This window comes from Shewanella sp. A32 (assembly GCF_029167175.1).
Taxonomy (GTDB): domain Bacteria; phylum Pseudomonadota; class Gammaproteobacteria; order Enterobacterales; family Shewanellaceae; genus Shewanella; species Shewanella yunxiaonensis.
On the sequence record NZ_JARFTS010000007.1, the window covers coordinates 1 to 20,841 of the forward strand.

At 48.7% G+C, this 20,841-nt stretch carries 23 protein-coding genes and 1 tRNA gene; 8 read left to right on the forward strand and 16 right to left on the reverse strand.

From position 1 onward, the window contains the following. Positions 1–2: 2 nt before the first annotated feature. A tRNA-Gly gene (locus tag PY479_RS07275) sits at positions 3–75 on the reverse strand. A gap of 104 nt (positions 76–179) precedes the next feature. Continuing rightward, positions 180–725, reverse strand: coding sequence for an oligoribonuclease (orn, locus tag PY479_RS07280; RefSeq protein ID WP_212594426.1), 546 nt, complete (start codon positions 723–725; stop codon positions 180–182). A 95-nt stretch (positions 726–820) separates the two neighbouring features. Between orn and rsgA the strand changes: the two genes are divergently transcribed. Genes rsgA through PY479_RS07295 form a run of 3 tightly spaced genes read left to right on the forward strand, consistent with a single transcriptional unit; the run spans position 821 to position 3,557 of the window. Then, complete coding sequence (gene rsgA / locus PY479_RS07285; RefSeq protein ID WP_212594427.1) at positions 821–1,882, forward strand: small ribosomal subunit biogenesis GTPase RsgA; 1,062 nt, start codon at positions 821–823, stop codon at positions 1,880–1,882. A 25-nt stretch (positions 1,883–1,907) separates the two neighbouring features. Continuing rightward, positions 1,908–2,783, forward strand: coding sequence for an archaetidylserine decarboxylase (asd, locus tag PY479_RS07290; protein WP_212594428.1), 876 nt, complete (start codon positions 1,908–1,910; stop codon positions 2,781–2,783). Between the two features lie 51 nt (positions 2,784–2,834). After that, entirely contained in the window at positions 2,835–3,557 is a 723-nt protein-coding gene (locus PY479_RS07295) for a glycerophosphodiester phosphodiesterase (RefSeq protein ID WP_212594429.1), read from the forward strand. A 2-nt stretch (positions 3,558–3,559) separates the two neighbouring features. On the opposite strand, the gene PY479_RS07300 is transcribed toward PY479_RS07295, so the two are convergent. Beyond that, on the reverse strand, positions 3,560–3,892 hold the full coding sequence (locus PY479_RS07300) for a DUF3392 domain-containing protein (protein ID WP_212594430.1): 333 nt from the start codon (positions 3,890–3,892) through the stop codon (positions 3,560–3,562). Between the two features lie 50 nt (positions 3,893–3,942). Between PY479_RS07300 and PY479_RS07305 the strand changes: the two genes are divergently transcribed. Both PY479_RS07305 and PY479_RS07310 read left to right on the forward strand, forming a co-directional pair. Then, positions 3,943–4,869: a D-2-hydroxyacid dehydrogenase gene (locus PY479_RS07305; protein ID WP_275483359.1), complete on the forward strand. Its 927-nt coding sequence runs from the start codon at positions 3,943–3,945 to the stop codon at positions 4,867–4,869. 208 nt (positions 4,870–5,077) lie between these two features. After that, the gene (locus tag PY479_RS07310; protein ID WP_212594432.1) at positions 5,078–5,269 is read left to right on the forward strand and encodes a bacterioferritin-associated ferredoxin; all 192 of its coding nucleotides are present in this window, start codon (positions 5,078–5,080) and stop codon (positions 5,267–5,269) included. A gap of 51 nt (positions 5,270–5,320) precedes the next feature. Here PY479_RS07310 and parC read toward each other — a convergent pair whose 3' ends face one another. The 7 genes from parC to nudF are packed head-to-tail and all read right to left on the reverse strand — an operon-like array spanning position 5,321 to position 13,268. Next, the gene (gene parC / locus PY479_RS07315; RefSeq protein ID WP_212594433.1) at positions 5,321–7,621 is read right to left on the reverse strand and encodes a DNA topoisomerase IV subunit A; all 2,301 of its coding nucleotides are present in this window, start codon (positions 7,619–7,621) and stop codon (positions 5,321–5,323) included. 29 nt (positions 7,622–7,650) lie between these two features. Beyond that, positions 7,651–8,790, reverse strand: a complete 1,140-nt coding sequence (locus PY479_RS07320; protein ID WP_228730354.1) for a PQQ-dependent sugar dehydrogenase — start codon at positions 8,788–8,790, stop codon at positions 7,651–7,653. A 38-nt stretch (positions 8,791–8,828) separates the two neighbouring features. Next, positions 8,829–10,715, reverse strand: a complete 1,887-nt coding sequence (gene parE, locus PY479_RS07325; protein ID WP_275483360.1) for a DNA topoisomerase IV subunit B — start codon at positions 10,713–10,715, stop codon at positions 8,829–8,831. Positions 10,716–10,767: 52 nt separating this feature from the next. Continuing rightward, positions 10,768–11,343 (reverse strand): YqiA/YcfP family alpha/beta fold hydrolase, encoded by a 576-nt coding sequence (locus PY479_RS07330; RefSeq protein ID WP_212594435.1) that lies wholly within the window; start codon positions 11,341–11,343, stop codon positions 10,768–10,770. A 34-nt stretch (positions 11,344–11,377) separates the two neighbouring features. After that, positions 11,378–12,217 carry a 3',5'-cyclic-AMP phosphodiesterase gene (cpdA, locus tag PY479_RS07335; protein ID WP_212594436.1) on the reverse strand — a complete coding sequence of 280 codons (840 nt, stop codon included), beginning with the start codon at positions 12,215–12,217 and terminating at the stop codon, positions 11,378–11,380. Between the two features lie 15 nt (positions 12,218–12,232). Beyond that, a complete protein-coding gene (locus PY479_RS07340; RefSeq protein WP_275483361.1) occupies positions 12,233–12,661 on the reverse strand; it encodes a DUF1249 domain-containing protein in 429 nt (142 codons plus the stop codon). After that, complete coding sequence (gene nudF, locus PY479_RS07345; RefSeq protein WP_212594438.1) at positions 12,642–13,268, reverse strand: ADP-ribose diphosphatase; 627 nt, start codon at positions 13,266–13,268, stop codon at positions 12,642–12,644. Before nudF ends, PY479_RS07340 begins: the two co-directional genes overlap by 20 nt. Positions 13,269–13,518: 250 nt before the next feature. Between nudF and tolC the strand changes: the two genes are divergently transcribed. After that, positions 13,519–14,841, forward strand: coding sequence for an outer membrane channel protein TolC (tolC, locus tag PY479_RS07350; protein ID WP_212594439.1), 1,323 nt, complete (start codon positions 13,519–13,521; stop codon positions 14,839–14,841). A 61-nt stretch (positions 14,842–14,902) separates the two neighbouring features. Here tolC and PY479_RS07355 read toward each other — a convergent pair whose 3' ends face one another. Then, positions 14,903–15,640 carry a TIGR04219 family outer membrane beta-barrel protein gene (locus PY479_RS07355; RefSeq protein ID WP_275483362.1) on the reverse strand — a complete coding sequence of 246 codons (738 nt, stop codon included), beginning with the start codon at positions 15,638–15,640 and terminating at the stop codon, positions 14,903–14,905. A 3-nt stretch (positions 15,641–15,643) separates the two neighbouring features. Next, positions 15,644–16,615 (reverse strand): DUF2333 family protein, encoded by a 972-nt coding sequence (locus PY479_RS07360; protein ID WP_212594441.1) that lies wholly within the window; start codon positions 16,613–16,615, stop codon positions 15,644–15,646. A gap of 171 nt (positions 16,616–16,786) precedes the next feature. On the opposite strand from PY479_RS07360, the gene PY479_RS07365 reads away from it, so the two are divergent. Beyond that, a complete protein-coding gene (locus PY479_RS07365) occupies positions 16,787–17,524 on the forward strand; it encodes an enoyl-CoA hydratase (RefSeq protein WP_212594442.1) in 738 nt (245 codons plus the stop codon). A gap of 47 nt (positions 17,525–17,571) precedes the next feature. On the opposite strand, the gene PY479_RS07370 is transcribed toward PY479_RS07365, so the two are convergent. The 4 genes from PY479_RS07370 to dusA all read right to left on the reverse strand — a co-directional run bounded on the left by PY479_RS07370 (position 17,572) and on the right by dusA (position 19,678). Beyond that, positions 17,572–17,931: a hypothetical protein gene (locus PY479_RS07370; protein WP_275483363.1), complete on the reverse strand. Its 360-nt coding sequence runs from the start codon at positions 17,929–17,931 to the stop codon at positions 17,572–17,574. Between the two features lie 2 nt (positions 17,932–17,933). Next, entirely contained in the window at positions 17,934–18,125 is a 192-nt protein-coding gene (locus tag PY479_RS07375) for a PspC domain-containing protein (protein WP_212594444.1), read from the reverse strand. Positions 18,126–18,156: 31 nt separating this feature from the next. Beyond that, positions 18,157–18,465 carry a hypothetical protein gene (locus tag PY479_RS07380; RefSeq protein ID WP_275483364.1) on the reverse strand — a complete coding sequence of 103 codons (309 nt, stop codon included), beginning with the start codon at positions 18,463–18,465 and terminating at the stop codon, positions 18,157–18,159. 211 nt (positions 18,466–18,676) lie between these two features. Then, on the reverse strand, positions 18,677–19,678 hold the full coding sequence (gene dusA, locus PY479_RS07385; protein WP_275483365.1) for a tRNA dihydrouridine(20/20a) synthase DusA: 1,002 nt from the start codon (positions 19,676–19,678) through the stop codon (positions 18,677–18,679). A 218-nt stretch (positions 19,679–19,896) separates the two neighbouring features. Between dusA and PY479_RS07390 the strand changes: the two genes are divergently transcribed. After that, the gene (locus tag PY479_RS07390; RefSeq protein ID WP_275483366.1) at positions 19,897–20,616 is read left to right on the forward strand and encodes a hypothetical protein; all 720 of its coding nucleotides are present in this window, start codon (positions 19,897–19,899) and stop codon (positions 20,614–20,616) included. Positions 20,617–20,841 lie beyond the last annotated feature (225 nt).

A 20,841-nucleotide genomic window follows, 5' to 3' on the forward strand; every position in this document is an offset into this window, starting at 1 on the left:
GGAGCGACATACCGGGTTCGAACCGGTGACCTATACCTTGGCAAGGTATCGCTCTACCAACTGAGCTAATGTCGCACCGTATTCCTGCTAGCGTTATCAACCAGCGGGAAGGTGAGGCCGCATTATAGGCAAATTTCTAACCCCTGCAACCCCCCTGACAACAATTATCTGCCAAACGGTCAAATTTTAAATACCCGCTGCCGATAAAACTTCAGCTCGGCAATAGACTCCTGAATATCCTGCAATGCCTGATGCGTATTTTGCTTGTTAAAATCCTTCATGATTTCCGGTTGCCAGCGCCGCACTAATTCCTTGATTGTGCTCACATCTATGTTTCGATAATGGAAATACTCTTCCAGCTCTCGCATGTACTTGTTCAGAAACCGTCGGTCCTGGCCAATGCTATTACCGCACATAGGCGATGCCCCTTTCGGCACATAATTTTGTAAAAACGCAATGGTTTCTCGTATGGCATCCTGCTCACTGTATTGACTGGCTTTCACCCGCGCAATCAGACCGGACGCCCCATGATGCTGTTGATTCCAATCATCCATCGCAGCCAACACCGCATCAGTTTGATGGATAGCAATCACTGGCCCTTCACCAACAACATTCAACTCTTTATCTGTCACCAGTGTCGCAATTTCAATTATCCGGTCAGTTTCCGGTTCCAGACCGGTCATTTCCAAATCTATCCAAATCAGGTTTTCTGCATTGGCTGCCATAGTGCGCCCTTCTCCTAACCGCCATATTCAGGCTTTTTTATTCAAGACCGTGTATCATACTGCTTTTTAACAGTTCCCAACAAACCAAGGTATCCGTGAGCAAAAAGAAACTGACCCACGGCCAATTGCGCCGCATGAAAGCAAATCACGAAAAACGATTGCAACGCGGTAACAATACTGAAGAATCCGCCACTGAATTTCAGGACAGCCTGCTAGGGCCAGAACAGGAAGGCACTGTCATCTCCCGTTTTGGTCAACACGCTGATGTGGAAACAACTGGCGGAGAACTGATCCGCTGCAACTTGCGTCGAACCATCGGCAGCCTGGTTTGTGGCGATAAAGTAGTGATGCGACCGGCGACGGACCCAAGCCATACGATTGCCGGAGTCGTCGAAGCCGTACATCCTCGACGCTCGACACTTACCCGACCAGATCTCTATGATGGAGTGAAAGTCGTCGCCGCCAATATTGACCAGATCCTGATTGTATCATCCGTAGTGCCGGTATTTTCCACGCAGATTATTGATCGTTATCTGGTCGCCGCAGAAGACTGTGGGATTCCACCTGTTATTGTCCTGAACAAAATCGATCTGCTGACCGAAGAGATGGCCACCGAAATCGACCAAGCGTTAGTACGTTATCGGGCAATTGGCTATCAGGTCTATGAAGTCAGCAGTCGCACCGGTGCCGGGATTGAAGAGTTGCAGTCGTTGCTGGATGACAAAGTCAGTATTTTTACCGGCCAATCAGGGGTGGGCAAATCCTCGTTGATTAACTGTGTGCTGCCAGATGCCCAGTTGCTCATAGGTGATGTGTCGGATAATTCCGGTCTGGGACAACACACCACCACGGCCTCAAGGTTACTGCATCTGCCATCCGGGGGCGATTTAATTGATTCTCCTGGCGTCAGGGAATTTGCACTGTGGCATCTGACAGCTGAACGCGTGAGCTGGTGCTTTGTCGAATTTAGAGATCACTTGGGTGGCTGTAAATTTCGTGACTGCAAACATCTTGATGACCCAGGTTGCCGATTGCGAGAAGCGGTCGAGCAAGGCAAAATTGCCCGGGATCGCTTTAACAATTATCACCGAATTATTGCCAGTCTCAGTGAACAGCGCCATGCGCGCCAGTTCAGGGCCGGCGTCGATGATTTTTAAACTTCGTTAACAAGGAATTCAAATATTGGACAAGCTGAAGATTGCACTGCAATATCTGTTGCCCAAACACTTGCTCTCAAGAGCAGTCGGCAAACTGGCGGCAGCAGAAGCTGGCAAACTGACAACCGTGGCTATCCGTTGGTTTATCAAACACTATGGCATTAATATGGCAGAAGCTCAGCAGCCAGAAGCCGAAGACTACCGTAGTTTTAATGCCTTCTTTACGCGCGCATTGAAATCTGGCGTTCGTCCACTCTGCGAAGACCCACAGCAACTGGCGCATCCGGTTGATGGGACTGTCAGTCAGTGTGGCGCAATTGTTGATGGTCGAATTATTCAAGCCAAAGGACATGATTACAGTGCGTTAGCATTACTCGGTGGCAAGCAGGATGTCGCTGACCGTTTTTATGATGGTGACTTCGCCACGATATATCTTGCGCCCAAGGATTATCACCGGATCCACATGCCGTTTGATGGCGTATTGTCAAAAATGATTTATGTCCCGGGGGAGCTGTTTTCGGTAAATCCACTGACGGCGCGCAATGTCCCAGGATTGTTTGCACGCAATGAACGAGTAGTCGCCATTTTTGAAACGGCTATCGGACCAATGGCCATGGTGCTGGTAGGTGCCACGATTGTTGCCAGTATTGAGACTGTCTGGGCCGGAACCGTAACGCCACCTACGGGTAAAAAGGTGTTTGTCTGGGACTATGACGTTCAGGGTGATGAAGCGATAAAACTCGCCAAAGGCCAGGAAATGGGACGCTTTAAGCTTGGCAGTACTGTGGTATTGTTATTTGCTAAAGATGCACTCGCTGCATTTGCCGATGGTGTGGCACCCGAAGCAGTCACCCGAATGGGAGCACCTTTTGCAAACATTACGGATCTGACTGAAATCTAATCGGATTTATGGCTGAATCAATTTTGCCGCTGTTGTTGTGAGAAACTGATTATGTTGGTATTTGCGCATCGAGGTGCCAGCGGTTATGCGCCGGAAAACACGATAAAAGCCATGCTGCTGGCGCTGGAATTAGGCGCGGATGCAGTAGAGTTAGATGTTCACAGTGTGGAAGGTGAGTTGCTGGTATTTCATGACCGGCAACTGGCCCATAAAAGCAGTGGTAGTGGTCTGATCCACCGTAAGAGTTTACAGGAAGTTGCCGAATTACGGGTGGGCGGTGAGGTTATTCCCACACTGCGACAAGTGTTGCAGGCGCTTGATCATAGATTGCAGGTGAATATCGAACTGAAAGGCATTGGTTGTGTTGCGCCATTTCTCAAACAATATCCAAGCTATCTGAGTGAGTTGGGCTATCAACCTGAACAGCTACTGATCTCCTCCTTCAACCATCCCTATCTCAGACAAGTGAAGCAGCAGTTTGGGCAAGCGCATGTTGCCCCATTACTTGCCAGTATTCCGGAAGATTTAGCCGCCTGCGCCAGTACATTGGACGCAGTAGCCTTGCATCTGGACATCAACTTTATTAGTCATCAATTGCTGGCCGATGCCCATCAGCGTGGCTTAAAGGTTCATGTCTACACCGTCGACGATATTGATGATATCCGTGCGCTAAAACAGTTAGGTGTGGATGGCATTTTCAGTAATTTCCCGGATAAAGCGCGGCAGGTGCTGGCGGAGCCCTCCACCCGAGATTACAGCGATTGGTTTGAGTAAACTCAGCTTTGATTATTTCGCTGAGCCCAGCTGCCGACCAAAATGAAAGTGATCGTCACCAGTAAAAACATCCACATCGCCGGCATATGTGCTAATTGCCTAGCTAGCCACGGGCTGACGGTGACTATTAACATGCCATAACCAAAGGCATTGACGACGATAAAAATCAACGTCCGGACCACGAAATTGCGGGCGCCCAACTGACGTCGTAACCAACGGTTAACGTCGGCACCGAACACCAGTACAATGCAGGCAACCATGGCAGTGGCAATTTCACTGAGCCAAGGATGTAACATGCTGCCGAATTTGGTCAGATATTCAACAAGATAATGCATTTATTAACAGCGAGTTGTGGCAGATAACTGTCAGCATATAGGTATCGGATATGGTTCACAAGTTACTATTACTTACCCGGGAAAATCATCGTTATCTGCCGTTGCTAGAACAACTGGTACTCCCCGAGTTACAGCTTGTGGATGATTCGCCTGCGGCGATTGCAGAGGCAGATATCTGGCTGGCAGAACCCGCGCTAGCACTGCCATTATTGCCGCATGCCCATCAGTTACAGTGGCTGCAATCCACCTTTGCCGGCGTTGATAAATTGTTAGGGCCTAAGCGCCGTAGTGATTACCAACTCACAAACATTAAGGGAATTTTTGGCCCATTAATGAGTGAATATATCTTTGGCTATCTGTTGGCTCACTGCCGCCAGCAACAGCTTTATCGGCAGCAACAGCAGCAGCAATTGTGGCAACCAGGTAACTATCAGAGCCTGCAAGGGCAACAAATATTGCTGCTTGGCACCGGCTCTATCGGTAGCCATGTGGCGGCCACCGCCAAACATTTTGGCATGCATACTGTTGGCATGAACCTGAGCGGCAAGCAGCCAGCCGCATTTGATCGAATTATCACCAACCAACAACTCAATGATGCTTTGCCGCAAGCCGATGTAGTTGTCAACACCCTGCCTGCATCGCCAGCCAGTACTGACATTCTTGATGCTGAGCGACTGCGTTATCTCAAACAGGGGGCCATACTATTTAATGTCGGACGCGGCAGTGCAATCGATCTGGAAGCGCTGACACAACTACTTTCAGAACGCTCGGATATCACAGCGATACTGGACGTATTTCCTCAAGAACCGTTGCCACCACATCAGCGCTTATGGCAGATGTCCAACGCGATTATTACCCCACATATTTCCGCACCCAGTTTTCCGCAGCAAGTGGTAGAAATTTTCGCTGACAACTATTCACGCTGGCGTCAGCAGTCCCCCTTGCAGTATCAGATTGATTTCAAGCGTGGCTACTGACATCTGCTGATGTTTGTCAATCTTGCCAAAGGTGACATCCTTCAGTTAGCGCCTGAAATTAATTATATGATTTCATTAAAATTCAGGCTTACGAACAGCTACCAACTGTGATCCAGACTAAAAATTAGTCAATTATTATTGTTATTGAGAACTATTTTTATTTATAATAACTACAGTATTAATGCGTAGGTTCTGGAGTTCAGCAGTTATGTACGTTTGTCTGTGTCACGCAATTACGGATACCCAGATCAGACAGGCCGTCAGCCAAGGAGATACCAGTCTTAAAGAGGTTCGCCAGCGTCTAGGCGTGGGCGATCAGTGCGGTAAATGTACCCGCATGGCAATGCAGATCATTCAGCAACAGTTGGATGTGGAACCTAATTATTACGAAGTTGCTTAATTGCACTAGTGCCCATAAAAAGCCGCTGTGACAGCGGCTTTTTAATCTTAATTAAACGTCACTATCATCGGTGGTGACGTTACTCTCATCTGGTAACGAATCCTGGCTTACCTCGACGCTATCGACTCGTTGTAATCCTCGTGGCAACTTCGCACCACGACGACCGCGTTCACCACGATAATATTCCAGATCACTGCTCTTCAGTGTCAGCTTCCGCTTGCCAGCCCAAAGCGTCACACTGCTACCGCTGGGCACCAGATACAGGTGCGTCAGTAACTCCTCACGCAGTTTGGCACGCTCTGATGGAATGCCGATAATCTTGTTACCTTTGCCCTTAGACAATTGCGGTAACGCATCTACGGAAAACAGCAACATACGGCCTTCGTTGGTGATCGCCAAAATCGAATAATCTACGCCTTTGTCCAAGCGTTGTGGCGTTAAGACTTTCGCATTTGATGGCAAGCTCAATAGCGCTTTACCGGCTTTATTGCGCGATACCATCTCTTTGAATTCACAGATAAAGCCATAACCAGCATCACTCGCCAGCAGAAACTTGTTGTCATCATCACCTAACAACACATGTTCCATCGTCTCACCCGGCACCAGGTTAAAACGTGTAGTGATAGGTTCGCCCTGACTTCGCGCCGATGGCAGAGTATGGGTCTCCGTAGAAAATGCCCGGCCAGAGCCGTCAATGAACACACTGGGTTGATTGCTCCGTCCCATTGCGGCACATAAGAAGCTATCTCCTGCTTTATAAGACAAGCCCTCGGCATCAATATCATGACCTTTGGCACAGCGTACCCAGCCTTTTTCAGAAAGGACCACGGTTACCGGCTCGGTCGGTACCAGTTCCTGTTCTGACAGCGCTTTGGACTCTGCGCGCACCACCAATGGTGAACGGCGATCATCACCATAAGTGTCGGCATCAGCCTGTAACTCTTTTTTGATGAGCGTCTTCAAGCGCCGTTCTGAGCTCAGTAATAGCTGCAGTTGTTCGCGTTCTTTTTCCAGCTCGTCTTGTTCACCACGGATTTTCATCTCTTCCAGTTTGGCTAAATGACGCAGTTTCAATTCCAGGATCGCTTCTGCCTGCTTATCACTCAAACTGAAACGACGCATCAGTTCCGCTTTAGGCTCATCGTTGAAACGGATAATCTCAATCACTTCATCAATATTGAGGAAGGCAATCATCAATGCTTCAAGAATATGTAAGCGAGACAATACCTTGTCTAAGCGGAACTCAAGCCGACGACGTACGGTAGTGGTACGAAAACTCAGCCACTCGGTCAGTAATTGTTTAAGTCCCTTAACTTGTGGTCGCCCATCTAAGCCCAGTACGTTGAGGTTGACCCGATAACCTTTTTCCAAATCGGTGGTGGCAAACAGGTGCGCCATCAATTGAGCACAATCGACCCGGTTTGAGCGTGGGACAATGACCAGTCGTACCGGATTTTCATGGTCAGACTCATCGCGTAAATCTGTCACCATTGGCAACTTTTTCGCCTGCATCTGTGCCGCGATCTGTTCCAGAATTTTGCTGGAGCTGGACTGATGCGGCAGCGCAGTGACAACAATTTCGCCATCTTCCACGCTATAAACAGCACGAGCTTTGATAGTGCCGCGACCGGATTCATAGATTTTGCCAATTTCATCCGGCGGGGTAATGATTTCAGCTTCTGTTGGATAATCAGGTCCTGGCACAAACTCCATCAACCGTGGTAAATCCGCGCCAGGATTGTCCAGTAACTCAATACAGGCGTGAGCCAGCTCCCGCGCATTATGCGGTGGAATATCGGTTGCCATCCCCACCGCAATCCCCGTGATGCCATTGAGCAGGATATGCGGTAACCGCGCTGGCATTACCAGTGGTTCTTTTAAGGTGCCATCGAAGTTAGTGCCCCAGTCAACCGTTCCCTGCCCCAGTTCACTCAATAACACTTCGGAGAATCGTGACAAACGTGCTTCGGTATAACGCATGGCAGCGAATGACTTCGGATCATCTGGCGCCCCCCAGTTACCCTGTCCATCCACCAGTGGATAGCGATACGTAAATGGTTGTGCCATCAGTACCATCGCTTCATAACAAGCGCTGTCGCCATGCGGATGATATTTACCCAGCACGTCACCTACAGTACGCGCGGATTTTTTGTATTTAGCAGCAGCGGACAGTCCAAGTTCGCTCATCGCATAGATGATGCGCCGCTGTACCGGCTTCAGGCCATCGCCGATATGCGGCAATGCCCGGTCCATGATGACATACATGGAATAATTGAGATAAGCATCTTCGGTGAAACGCCGGAGTGGGATCTGTTCCACACCATCCATACTCAGGGCCAGAGGATCACTCATGATTGTCTTCCTGTGCCGGGTTATGATTGTTATTCATCAGCTTCATCTGCATCATTGCCTTTATAAAACAGGCGATAAATGTTGCCTTTCAAATCGTCAGAGATATATACGGAGCCATCCGGTGCCATCGCCAATGAGTAGGGACGCGCCATCGGAAATTCACCGTCAAGGAAACTCAATAGTGTTGAACGGCTGACGACTTTATCACCGTCCATTTTTAATAAAACGACCTGGTAGCCCACCTTGCTGGAGCGGTTCCACGAACCATTCTCAGCCACCAGCATCTGATTATGATATTCGGCTGGAAACTGGTTACCGATATAAAACAACAAGCCCATTGGTGCAACATGGGCAGGCAATTCAAACACTGGCGGCTCTACCGTTAGGTTTTTCGGCTTTTCGTAGGCGGGTTCTTTTATATCTTTGCCATGGATATAGGGAAAACCAAAGTGCTCTCCGGGTCTATCGATGCGGTTAATTTCATCTGGTGGGATGTTATCCCCCATCCAATCACGGCTACTATCGGCAAACCACAGCTTGCCATTCACTGGATTCCAGTCAAAACCGACCACCTGACGGATGCCCGTGGCAATTTGTTGTGACTCACCAGAGTCAAGATCGATCGCGATGATACTGCCAAACGGCGCAATAGGTTCGCAGACATTACACGGTGCACTTATCGAAACGTATAACCGACCATCGGGGCCGAATTTTATACCGCGGATACTTTTGTTACCCTTACCTGGTAGTCGGTCATAGACTTCCCTTGGGCGACTGGGCCGCTTTAGGCGTTGTTCGATGTTATTGAATACAACAATACGATCTTCCAGCGCAGCGTAGAGATCCCCATTATGAAATGCTAACGCTTCCGGATAATCCAGATCTTTAGCGACCAGATAACGTCGGTCGACTCGGCCATCATTATTGCTGTCAACCAATGCGGTAATGGTGCCACTCTTACGGGAGCCCACAAACAGCGTGCCCTGATCGCCAACCACGATCTGCTTTGCATCACCTAATTCGGTAGCATACAGAGATACGCCAAACCCCTTAGTTACCATAATCACAACAGACTGCGCTGCATTGGCAGTCCCGCAACTCAAGGCGGTTCCCAGCAGTAACAAACCTGCACCGGCGTTCCTGCCGATTCTGTTACAGAAATTCATCATAACCTTGCCTTTGCTCTTATTTTCAGGCATTTGCGACATCAAAACTCGGCCAGATCTCCCTTAGTTTCCAGCCAAGATTTGCGATCCCCGGCTCGCTTTTTGGATAACAGCATATCCATCAATGCCACAGTTTCATCGGCATCATCAATGGTCATCTGCACCAAGCGGCGGGTGTTAGGATCCATGGTGGTTTCCCTGAGCTGCAGAGGGTTCATCTCACCCAGCCCTTTAAATCGGGTCACTTGCACTTTGCCTTTTTTGTTATCTGCCGCAATGCGGCTGAGGATGCTTTGTTTTTCTTCTTCATCCAGTGCGTAATACACCTCTTTGCCAATATCTATACGGAAAAGCGGTGGCATCGCAATGTAGATATGTCCTTGTTCTACTAACACTTTAAAATGCTTTAGGAATAATGCGCAGAGCAGCGTAGCAATATGCAGTCCATCCGAGTCGGCATCCGCTAGCACGCAAATTTTGCCATAGCGCAACTCTGAAATGTCATCACTATCGGGATCACAACCGATAGCGACTGAAATATCGTGTACTTCCTGTGAACCTAGCACCTGAGAACCATCGACTTCCCATGTATTCAGGATCTTACCGCGCAGCGGCATAATGGCTTGAAACTCTTTATCACGCGCCTGCTTGGCACTACCGCCCGCAGAATCCCCTTCCACCAAAAACAGCTCAGTGCGGCCATTATCCTGACTGGTACAATCGGTCAATTTACCCGGGAGTGCTGGCCCAGCGGTCACTTTTTTACGGGCAATTTTCTTCGCCGACTTTAACCGTTTCTGTGCATTATTGATGCACATCTCGGCCAACAGTTCAGCTTGGTCAGTATGGCTGTTCAGCCATAGGCTGAACGCATCACGCACGATACCGGACACGAAAGCGGCACATTGCCGACTGGAGAGTTTCTCCTTGGTCTGTCCAGCAAACTGTGGGTCCTGCATTTTCACAGACAGCACGAATGAGGCTTTGTCCCAGATATCTTCCGGGCTCAATTTAATGCCACGCGGGATCAGATTGCGGAATTCACAAAACTCGCGCATGGATTCCAATAACCCTTGGCGAAACCCGTTAACGTGAGTTCCGCCCAGCGGCGTAGGGATCAGGTTAACGTAACTTTCGTTAAGGCACTCACCACCTTCGGGTAACCATGTAATGGCCCAGTCGGCGGCTTCAATTTTTGTACTGAGGCTGCCAACAAATGGCTCTTCCGGCAAGGTGACCGAATCTTTGATTGAATCCTTAATGTAATCGGTCAGACCGGCTTCGTAGAACCATTCCAGCTCTTCACCCGACTGTTTATTGACAAACCGAATGCGTAAGCCCGGACACAGCACTGCTTTAGCCCGTAGCAAATGGGTCAGCCTGCTGATGGAATAGTTAGCAGAATCAAAATATTGTGGTTCTGGCCAGAACTGTACACGTGTACCGGTATTACGACGCCCACAGCTGCCGGTAACATGTAACGCTTCAACACAATTGCCATGCTCAAAGGCAATATCATAGACCTGACCGTCACGGCGAACTGTCACTTCAACCCGTTTGGATAACGCATTGACCACCGAAATCCCAACACCGTGCAAGCCACCGGAAAATTGGTAGTTTTTATTCGAGAATTTACCACCGGCGTGCAGTTTGGTGAGGATCAGTTCAACCCCAGGAATGCCTTCTTCCGGGTGAATATCCACTGGCATTCCACGGCCATCATCTATGACTTCCAGCGAGTTATCGGGATACAAAATCACGTCAATTTTACTGGCAAAGCCAGCCAACGCTTCATCGACGCTGTTGTCGATCACTTCCTGTCCCAAATGGTTGGGACGGGTGGTATCCGTGTACATACCGGGACGGCGTTTTACCGGATCAAGTCCGTTGAGAACTTCAATGGCGTCGGAGGTATATTGATTTGTCATAGCGCGTACTTTTTATTTTTTGAGGCCATCGTGGGCCGCACATATCTGATTGTCAAGGTAAGCAAAGAAATCGGCTCACCGTATCCAGTTTATCGCCATAGCCCACAAAGCTGTGATTACCACCGGCCTCAAGCAGCATCTCACAACAATGGTATTTAGCCAATGCCTGACGATAATCCAGTACTTCATCGGCAGTTTGTAACAGTACCAAAAAACGATCAGGGTTGAGAATGACTGGCGTATCAAATTGCCGCAACTGTTGTTGGTGCTCGGGCAGTAATTCATAATGTTCCCCGGTGTAGGGGTTAACTTGTGGACCAAGATAATCTTCAAACAATTCATAGGGTTTTACTGCTGGATTTACCAGCACTGCCCGCCCACCATAATGTTGTACTAGCCAACTGGCGAAATAGCCTCCAAGTGACGAACCGATAAAACACAGTTTTTCGCCATCAGCCAACGCCTGTTCAGTAATCTGTTGCAGCAAGTCCATCGCGGCCTGTGGCGACGAAGGCAATTGCGGCACTATCATCTTGGTTTCTGGAAAATGCGTCTTGATATAGGCTTGGGTAACCGTGGCTTTATCGGAAAATGGAGAGCTGTTAAAACCATGAATGTAGAGCAGCATAGATCCTCGCAACAGCGGCTACTCTGGGGATAAATCAGTAACCACTCGCCTGAATGTCGGGAGCGAAACGTTCTCCCGGAATACGGTACACATTGGTCAGCATGCTACCATCCGGTCGCAGCTCCAGCAAACGATAGCCCGGTTGCACGGAATCCAGGGCGAAATAAGGGGATTGTGGCTTAAACTGAATGCAGGTTGATGGCGTGGCCATTAATGCAATATTGTGGTGTTCACCAGGATAGAGACTATCCAGTTGCTGATGCACATGTCCCCACAACATCCCTTTTACTTGTGGCAACTTTGCCATCTGCGCCAGAAATTGATCACCATTATCCATCCAATGCTGATCTAACCAGGCACAATTAACTTTTATCGGGTTATGGTGCATCACCAGCAATGCGTGACGTTCAGGCTCAGCGGCTATGGCGCTCTGAATAATGGCAAATTCTTCATCACTCAGGTGCCCCCCCGGACGACCGCGAACCGTCGAGTCCAGCATAATTATCTGCCAATTTCCCGCCAGCACCCGCCGTTGACCAAAGATTTGCTTTCCCTGCATATGCAGGCTCATGATCCGTGGGTCGTCGTGATTTCCCGGCAGGTAATGGCACGGGAGATTCAATGGCTCAATGGCTTTGACGAAGTTGTGATACGACTCACCGGAAAAATCCTGGCTGAGATCACCTGTGGCTAACAAAATATCGGCGGGATAACTGAGGGCTTCGATGGTATTGAGTACGGCTTCAAAACTGCTGGCCGTGTTGACTCCCAACAGATGCCCGTCAGGATCGGCAAACAGATGAGGATCGGTAATCTGCACTAAGCGTACGCAATGATCCTTTGGGATACGATAAGTGATAGCCTCTTTCAGCACATTGATTACCCAATACTATGACTGACAAACAAGGCGCGCACGACAGTCGATTTTCAACAACTCCTCCAGAAAGGCGTTAACCTGATATTTTTCATTCCGATGATGCATATGCAGGTTCGGATAATCATACACCGCCTGTAATCGGGAAATCTGTTGACTGCTTAACACTTCTGCTAATTTAGCATCATGATAGACTCTCACCGTCACACAAGGAACCGGCACTACGCCATCCTGCCCCATCGGACGGGCAATACTAACCACTTGAGTATAAGGCGTATTTTCAAGAATACTGACCTCCAGGCAACCGAAGCTGCCCTCGACTTGCCACTGCTCACCAGTGGCACAAGACTCCGGCAACCAGCGCACGATATGGGCATAATTCCGACCACATAATGCGAGAAATCGGCTGACATCAGGTTGGTATTTATCTTTTGCTTTCTGCATCCCTAGCCATCAATTGTTGGTAGTTAAGTTGTAACCATTGCAGACCCAAAGCGGTCGACACGTTGTCGATGCGGCCATCAGTTGTCATTTCATAGGCTTGTTGGCGTGGTAACACCACAACCCGGATATCTTCATGTTCGGCAGCAAGCCCGTGGATTCCGCCAGCGACACTGGCATCTACTGCCGCCCAATAAAAGTAAAATCGTTCCGTACTGCCGCCGGGACTCGACAGATAACTGCTGATGGCATGCAGACTGCGCGCGGTAAGACCGCTTTCTTCCATCAACTCTCGCCGCGCCACTTGCTCAGGTGTCTCATCACTGTCGATCATACCGGCCACAAGTTCCAGCAACCACGGAGAATCACTGGTCATTACTGCCGGAAAACGTAATTGCTCGATTAACACTACCTGATCCAAGACGGGATCATAGGGCAGTACCACAACGGCATGACCACGCTCGAAAATTTCGCGACGCACCTCACCACTCCAGCCACCAGCAAACAAACGATGACGGAAGCGGTATTCTTCCATAGAAAAGAAGCCAGAATAAAGTGTTCTTTTGCCTAAAATCTCAATATCGTTCTTGGAGAATTTTTCAGGTTTCATTTTCGTCCCATCTCTGCCATAACTGAGCTCCAGCTTACCGCGAGGTTTTCGTCACAATTAAGCGGCATCATTAATTAATAAAATCTGTTACACTTCGGAGTTGACTGGAAATCAGATGGTTTTTAGTATTTCGGCCAACAAGTTTTGCTGTATCGGGAAGCGTCGGGAAGCGCAAACCGCCTTTTTAAGGCATTAACAGTCTAACGAAGTTAAACCACCTTTACAGGGTGTTTGTCTATAAGGACAGCTAATGAAATTCAAGATCCGCACTTTATGCGCGGCGTTAACGCTCGCTGCTTCAGCTCATGCTGCTCACGCCGACGATTTGCTTCAGATTTACCAGCAAGCTCTCAAGAGTGACCCTGTCGTTCTGCAGGCCAAAGCACAACGTGATCAGCTTTATGAAGCGATTGAGGTCAATCGCGCCTCATTGCTGCCAACAATTAGTGGGCAGATTGGCTATAGCAAAGCCTGGAATAGCTATAGTGGCAACAGTCGCGGTCTTACTGGCACCTTGTCCCTCAGTCAGAGTATCTACGATCATTCTGTTTGGGTGGGATTGTCTCTGGCAGAGAAAACTGCCGCGCAGGCCGATGCTGACTATGCCGCTTCTTTGCAGAGTCTGATCATCCGCGTCACTTCCGCCTATTTTGACGTGTTGTCAGCCAAAGATACCTATGAGTATCAAATCGCTGAGCGCACCGCTATTGAACGCCAGTTAGAGCAGACCAAACAGCGTTTTGCCGTCGGCTTAACCGCAATTACCGATGTGCATGAAGCTCAGGCGCAGTACGATCTGGCCAATGCGGCGGTGATTACCGCTCAGAATAGCCTGACAAACAGCTATGAGGCATTACGCGAAATCACAGGGGTTGATCATACCGATCTTAAGGTACTGGATACTGACCGTTTCTCGGCCTCAATGCCGACGCCGGCGACTCCTCAGCAATGGCAAAATCTGGCAGAACAAAATAGTCTGTCGCTGTTGAGTTATCGTTTAGGTAAAGATATCGCCAAAGAAACCATTACCTACTATAAAGCCGGACATTACCCATCGTTAAGTTTGGATGCTGGATACACCAAGGCCTACGATGCCCAGACTTATGGAAATGATATTCCCGACTATGACAACAAAAGTGTCGGCATCACCATGAGTGTTCCTATCTTTGAAGGTTTCAAAGTAACCTCTCAGGTAAAACAGGCACAATATGCTTACGTTCAGGCCAATCAGTTACTGGAACAGAACTACCGTCTGGTTGTGAAAAATATTCGCAGCGACTTCAACAACGTCAACGCGTCTATTAGTTCTATCAAAGCCTATGAGCAGTCAGTTGTTTCTTCTGAAAGTGCACTGAAAGCCACTCAGGCAGGGTTTGAAGTGGGTACGCGTACCATTGTTGATGTGCTCAATAGCACCTACAACTTGTATAATTCCAAACGTCAGTTATCTGATGCGCGCTACAGCTATATCAACTCCATTCTGGCATTGAAACAAGCTGCCGGTACGCTGACCGAAGATGATGTGATGGCCATTAATAAGGGGCTGACGGCCGATAATCGTCAGCAGCCTTAAGCGCTCGCACACATAAAAAAACCGCCGTTTGGCGGTTTTTTTATGCCGTTTACCAATTAACTTAGAAAACTAATTCAACACCGGCGAACACGCCATCAAATTTCATATTGGCAGTCACACCATCAAAGTCATCCACATCAAATTTGAAGTTACGGTAACCGGCATGGATACGGGTGTCTAAAGCAACACCATCAAACTGCCAGCCCAGACCGACCTGATAATCATAAACACTCGACTCATCGATGCCGGCCAGAACATCTGCGTATGCAAACAGACCGGTTCCGGGCACGCCCAGTTCCGCATTGGCATACCCCATAAACACCCCTTTAGTTAACTCAATGGTGGTTGACTTACTGGCCTGATAAACCCGAAACGAACCATCAAACTTCTTATATGCAGCACCAACATCCAGAGACAAAATATCGTTATCTAGCAGTTCATAGTAACCAATGAAATCCGTATTACCGAGATCGATATTGGCATTGGTATCACCATTAAAAGTGAGCCCGGAAAACGACATACTGTCAGCAGACAAACTGCCATCTTCTTCCAGATGGTTTTCGCGGATCTTTAAATTCGGCAAAAACGGGATCGGATGCTCCAGATTCAACCACAAGCTATAACGCGATGAAGAATCGTAGCCAAATTCCTGTTGCGCCTGTCCCTTCTCAGCAAAGGTACCGCTGGCGTCAGCATTCCAGAAATCACCACCGACTTTAAACCCCAGAACTGTGGCTGCCTGCGCGGATACCGCTGTCATAGAGGACAGCACGATCATAGCCATTAATGTTTTTTTCATTCCTTAACCTTGTGATAGTAGATTGGTTAAATCAATTACCGCCGCATTTGCGCGGGATACGTAATTGGCCATTACCAGTGAATGATTGGCCACAAATCCGAAACCTGAGCCGTTGAGAATAATCGGGCTCCACACGGTTTGCTGAGTCGATTCCAACTCACGGATAATCTGTCTCAAGCTAACTTCAGCATTTTTCTTCTTCAACACATCAGCGAAGTCCACTTGAATGGCTTTCATAAAATTCAGTAGCGCCCAGGTAGAGCCACGGGCTTCGTAAAACACATCATCGATCTGCCACCAGCTGGTTTTAACCTCGATACTGGAGTGAGAGGGTGTTGATTGCCGAGCGGCACTATCACCTGCCAAATCAGTATTTAAACGCTCCTGACCGACGCTGGCTGACAATTGCTGTGACAAACTGCCCAGGCGCTTTTGCACCTCTTTCAACCATTCATTGAGGTTATCCGCCCGAGCATAAAACTGTGCGTCATTATTCTGCGGGTCCGCCATTCTAGCGCGATACAGTTTCAGCAGTTTAACCGCATCGCGGTATTCACTTTCAGCACTCGGCACTAACCAGCTGGTATGGTCGATATTGAGCTTAGAATGGGCTTCGAGCAGGTCTTTATCAGCGGTTGATTGGGATTGGGAACGGCTGAATTCTTTACGCATCACTAGCGCCAGATCGCGGATCTGTTCCAAAGCGCCGAATTCAAAGGCCGGCATATTATCCATCATGACCGATGGCGGCATCACATCGTTTGATAACCAGCCACCCGGTTTATCGAGTAAGGTATCAATGGTGTCGATCAGCGCGGTTGTGGTTGCATAACCAATCACTGGCTGCCCCTTACTGTCATTCAGCATCTGCGGTTCCAGCACATCTGGCTCAACGCTCCACCAGACACTTATCGCGTACAAGATGACGGCTACCAATGCCACCACGCCGGTGGCATATTTCCATTTTGCTTGCATCCTTTGCTTTCTCCTTTTGGTGGCACAAGGGTATTGCGGGATAACGCAATAATGGCCCCGGAATGTGCATGACCAGTCAACACCCTTATAATATAACTCAAACAACTGTTTGAATCTGGCATTGCTTGTCTTACACTGCCAATCAGACACACCAATATTGGGGCTGATAGCATGACCACAATTCAGGTTCACGACACGCAGGGAGTACGGGTACTTAAATTCAATCGCCCGGACAAACGTAACGCCATTGACCTCGCTATGTACCGGCAGCTCACAGAATACCTGATCCAAGGTGACGCCGACAACGGCATCCACGCATTCCTGTTATGTGGTAGCCATGATTGTTTCACTTCAGGTAACGATGTGGCGGAATTTCTGCAACATCCTGATCTTGGACCAGAACATCCAGCCGTTCGTTTCCTTTATTGTCTGACAGAACTAAAAAAACCGCTAGTTGCCGCGGTCAGCGGTGTAGCGGTCGGGATCGGTACGACTTTGCTGCTACATTGTGATTTGGTATACGCCGACGAAACCGCACGTTTTAAAATGCCTTTTGTCGATTTGGCACTGGTTCCTGAAGCTGGGGCCAGCCTGTTATTACCGCGCCTGGTCGGTTATCAAAAAGCCGCTGAACTGCTGTTGTTGGGCGAGACATTTGATGCCACCGTCGCAAGCCATTATGGGTTGGTGAATCGAGTCTGTAGTGCTACGGAACTGTATGAATTTGCACTTAATCAGACGTGCGCTATTGCAGCCAAATCGCCTCTGGCAGTGCAACAAACTAAAGCGCTAATGCGCGTCGGAAAGCAATCACTGCAACAACAGATGCAGCTGGAACTAAGTTACTTTGCCGATCGACTTCAGAGTCCGCAAGCACGGGAAATCTTCTTAAAATTCCTGCAGCGTTAGCTATCCACAGGACTGACTTGGCAATTCTTGGTAAAAAAACCGTCAAGTCAGTCCTGTAACTCATTTTGCAAAGTTTTACCGACACCCCAAATCACGAGGAATAGCAATAGCACCGGCCATAATAAGGAGAAGCCACTTAGCAGCATTACTATGGCCGCGCCACTACAGGCAACGACGACTAAAGCCATCATGCTGAATGCTGCCGTCACCCATAACAACATCATTAGCCCTGTCAGTCCGGCCAACAACAAACTCCATATCCCATCGTCGAGCCAGAAAAATTCTGAAGGATGAGCTAATAGCATGACACCACTGTGCCCCACGGTAATCGCAACAATGATCAGGAGTCCGACAAATGCCCATACCAGTATTTGCGGTCGCCGTCGATAACGTCGATATTTCAACATAATTACGCCCTTAATTTAGGATAAAACACGCTACCGACGACGTAGAGACCAACACCCCACAGTGGTGATAGTAAGGTCATCACCACCCAGCTAAGCCGCAGCCAGAATACAGACCATCCAAGATCACTGGCTAACTGCCCACAAAGACCACCCAACCACTTGCTGGGATTACGCATACGTTGTTCCAATTTCATTCGTTACTCCGAAAGCCGTCTCTGTTGATCATTACTTGCCGCTGTTAACCTCAGCGACCGCCACAGTGTTCACCGGAGTTTCAGCGATGGCATCAGTGGTTTCCTGCACCAGTTCACTGGATACTGCCGCAATGCTGGTACTCAAATCACGTTGCAAAGACGCCATGATTTCAGCCTTAGCACTGTGCAACATCTCCTGAGCCTGAACCGCCAACGTGGTGCTTACGGCAGTTAATACGGAATTACGATTCGGCAGCGTGTCATCTGCCATGGCGGTGCCACACAACAAGCTTCCTGCCAAGATAGCACTTACTGCAAATGTAGAAGTTAAGCGTTTCATGATTGTCATCCTTTTCCAGTTAAGCTGAATTGTTTCAGCGTTCGCAAAGGATAATTCAAGCTGTGTGCCAACTTGATAATTAACAGATAACAATATGTTTATTAACAGTTTTATTTTTAATATATAACTAAAAATAACAGCTGAAGATGAGGAAAAAGAAGAGAATGGCGAAAATTACCAGATTTGTAGCATTTTTCGCCAAATTTTGCCTTTAACGTTGATAAACACTATCTCTGGCAGCCAATAGGACTTCGATGCCAGCGTCAGGTTTATGTGCGTTTTCACTAAGATAGCGGCGCCAACTGCGTCCGCCCGCCACGCCCTGATAAAGTCCGGTGAGGTGTCGGGTGATATGGTTAAGGCGACCGCCAGACTGCAAATGCTGTGCAACATAAGGCAATATCGCATCCACAACTTCATCACGGCTCAACGGCGTTTTGTTACTCGCAAACAGTCGTTGATCAACTTCCGCTAACAGATAGGGATTCTGATAGGCTTCGCGTCCGACCATGACACCATCGAGATGCTGCAGATGTTCAGTCACATCGTCCCAGCTTTTTACACCGCCATTAATACTGATATTTAATGCTGGAAAATCGCACTTGAGCTGATACACACGCGGATAATCCAGCGGTGGAATTTCCCGGTTTTCTTTCGGACTCAGCCCCTGCAACCAGGCTTTGCGGGCATGGATGATAAAAGTATCACAGCCCGCGTCGCTGACCTGACCAATAAAATCGGTGAGAAATTGATAGGAATCCTGTTCATCGATCCCGATGCGGGTTTTCACCGTCACCGGAATGCTGACCTGTTGCCGCATCGCTTGCACACATTCAGCCACCAGCAATGGTTCGGCCATCAAACAGGCACCAAAACGACCATTCTGCACTCGGTCAGAGGGACAACCAACGTTGAGATTCACCTCATCATAGCCCCGTTCTTCGGCAATACGCGCGCATTGTGCCAGCGCTTGTGGATCGCTGCCACCTAACTGCAACGCCAACGGATGTTCGGCTTCGTTATATGCCAGGTAATCCCCCTTACCGAACAGGATGGCACCAGTGGTGACCATTTCGGTATACAACAGGGCTTGCGACGACATCAGCCGGGCAAAATATCGATAGTGCCGGTCAGTCCAATCCAGCATCGGGGCAACCGAAAAACGACGATGATTCGCCAATTCCGCTACTGTTTTAGCCGAGTAATCTGTCACTTATCAAAGTTCCTCAAATACCTGGTGTCATTACTACTTTCATTGTAAGGTGCCGTACACTGCTCTATAAAATGAATAGACTTTATAGGACATAGTCTCGGTTCAGCGATCGAACCGGTTCGTCAGGCAGGGGCGCGATTATACACAGGTAGCACAAAATAATCAGCCGTTGCCGATAGCAGCCGTAATGTGGCGCCAGCGCTAGCTCGGGAGTAAACATGCAGGATAAGCGAGCAATACAAGTTAGTATTATTGTGTTTATTACCATTGCAGTCGTATTGGTGCTGTACTTTACCTCGACACCAAGCAAGGACAATTTCCGCCCGGCAACGCCTAAAGCAACTAACAGCCAGCCAATACTGCCGGTTGCTCAACGGCCTCCCGCCACAGATTTAAATCGTAGCTGGCCAAGCCAAATCGCAGCCCTTGCCAGGCGTGCCATGTCTTATGAAGTATTAAGTTCAAAGCTTGATAGCAGCTCTGGTCGGCCACAGCTGCGGGTCGTGATCACCTCTGGTTACGCTAATAGCTATGAACAGTACCTGGGTACCGCAATTAAGGTGGCACGCACTATGGCGATCAACCGTAATGCAACTGTGGTACATGTAATTCTGGAACCCAACGGCAACCTGTCCGGTAAAGGCTACCAGCTGGCAGATGTGGTGTTATATACCGACGGTAAAGGCGACGATGGTAAAACCTTTAATGGGGTGTATTGGCAAGCATCTGCAGTGCAAGTCCCTTATTCACCGCAACAGTTGCAAGTTGCCAGTCTGTGGTTCCAGCATCAAAATGAATACTTAGCTGCAGATGGTAAAATTGATGAAACAGCGCTCACTCGCTATATCGCCGCACAGCTACATATTCCAGAGCTCGCCGTGCAATTACCTCAGCCTAAGCGAATTCCCCTGAAAGCCGATAATCAATTAGCCGATTGAGTTAACCGATCGGCAATGGCGGCATAAGTGGCGGGTTACCGAGGCTTCAGCAATACAACTTTCTTGATCCATAGCGATCGACAGGATCCGCGTTACGGCGAGTACCTGCACGCCAGCGAACTCGGCTTACCCTTTAGCGGAGAGGATTTTTGGCAAAGAAGACCCAATTCTGGTGCTGGATATTGCCAGCGGTAAGCTGGTACCGGTAGGCAAGTGCAATAAAGC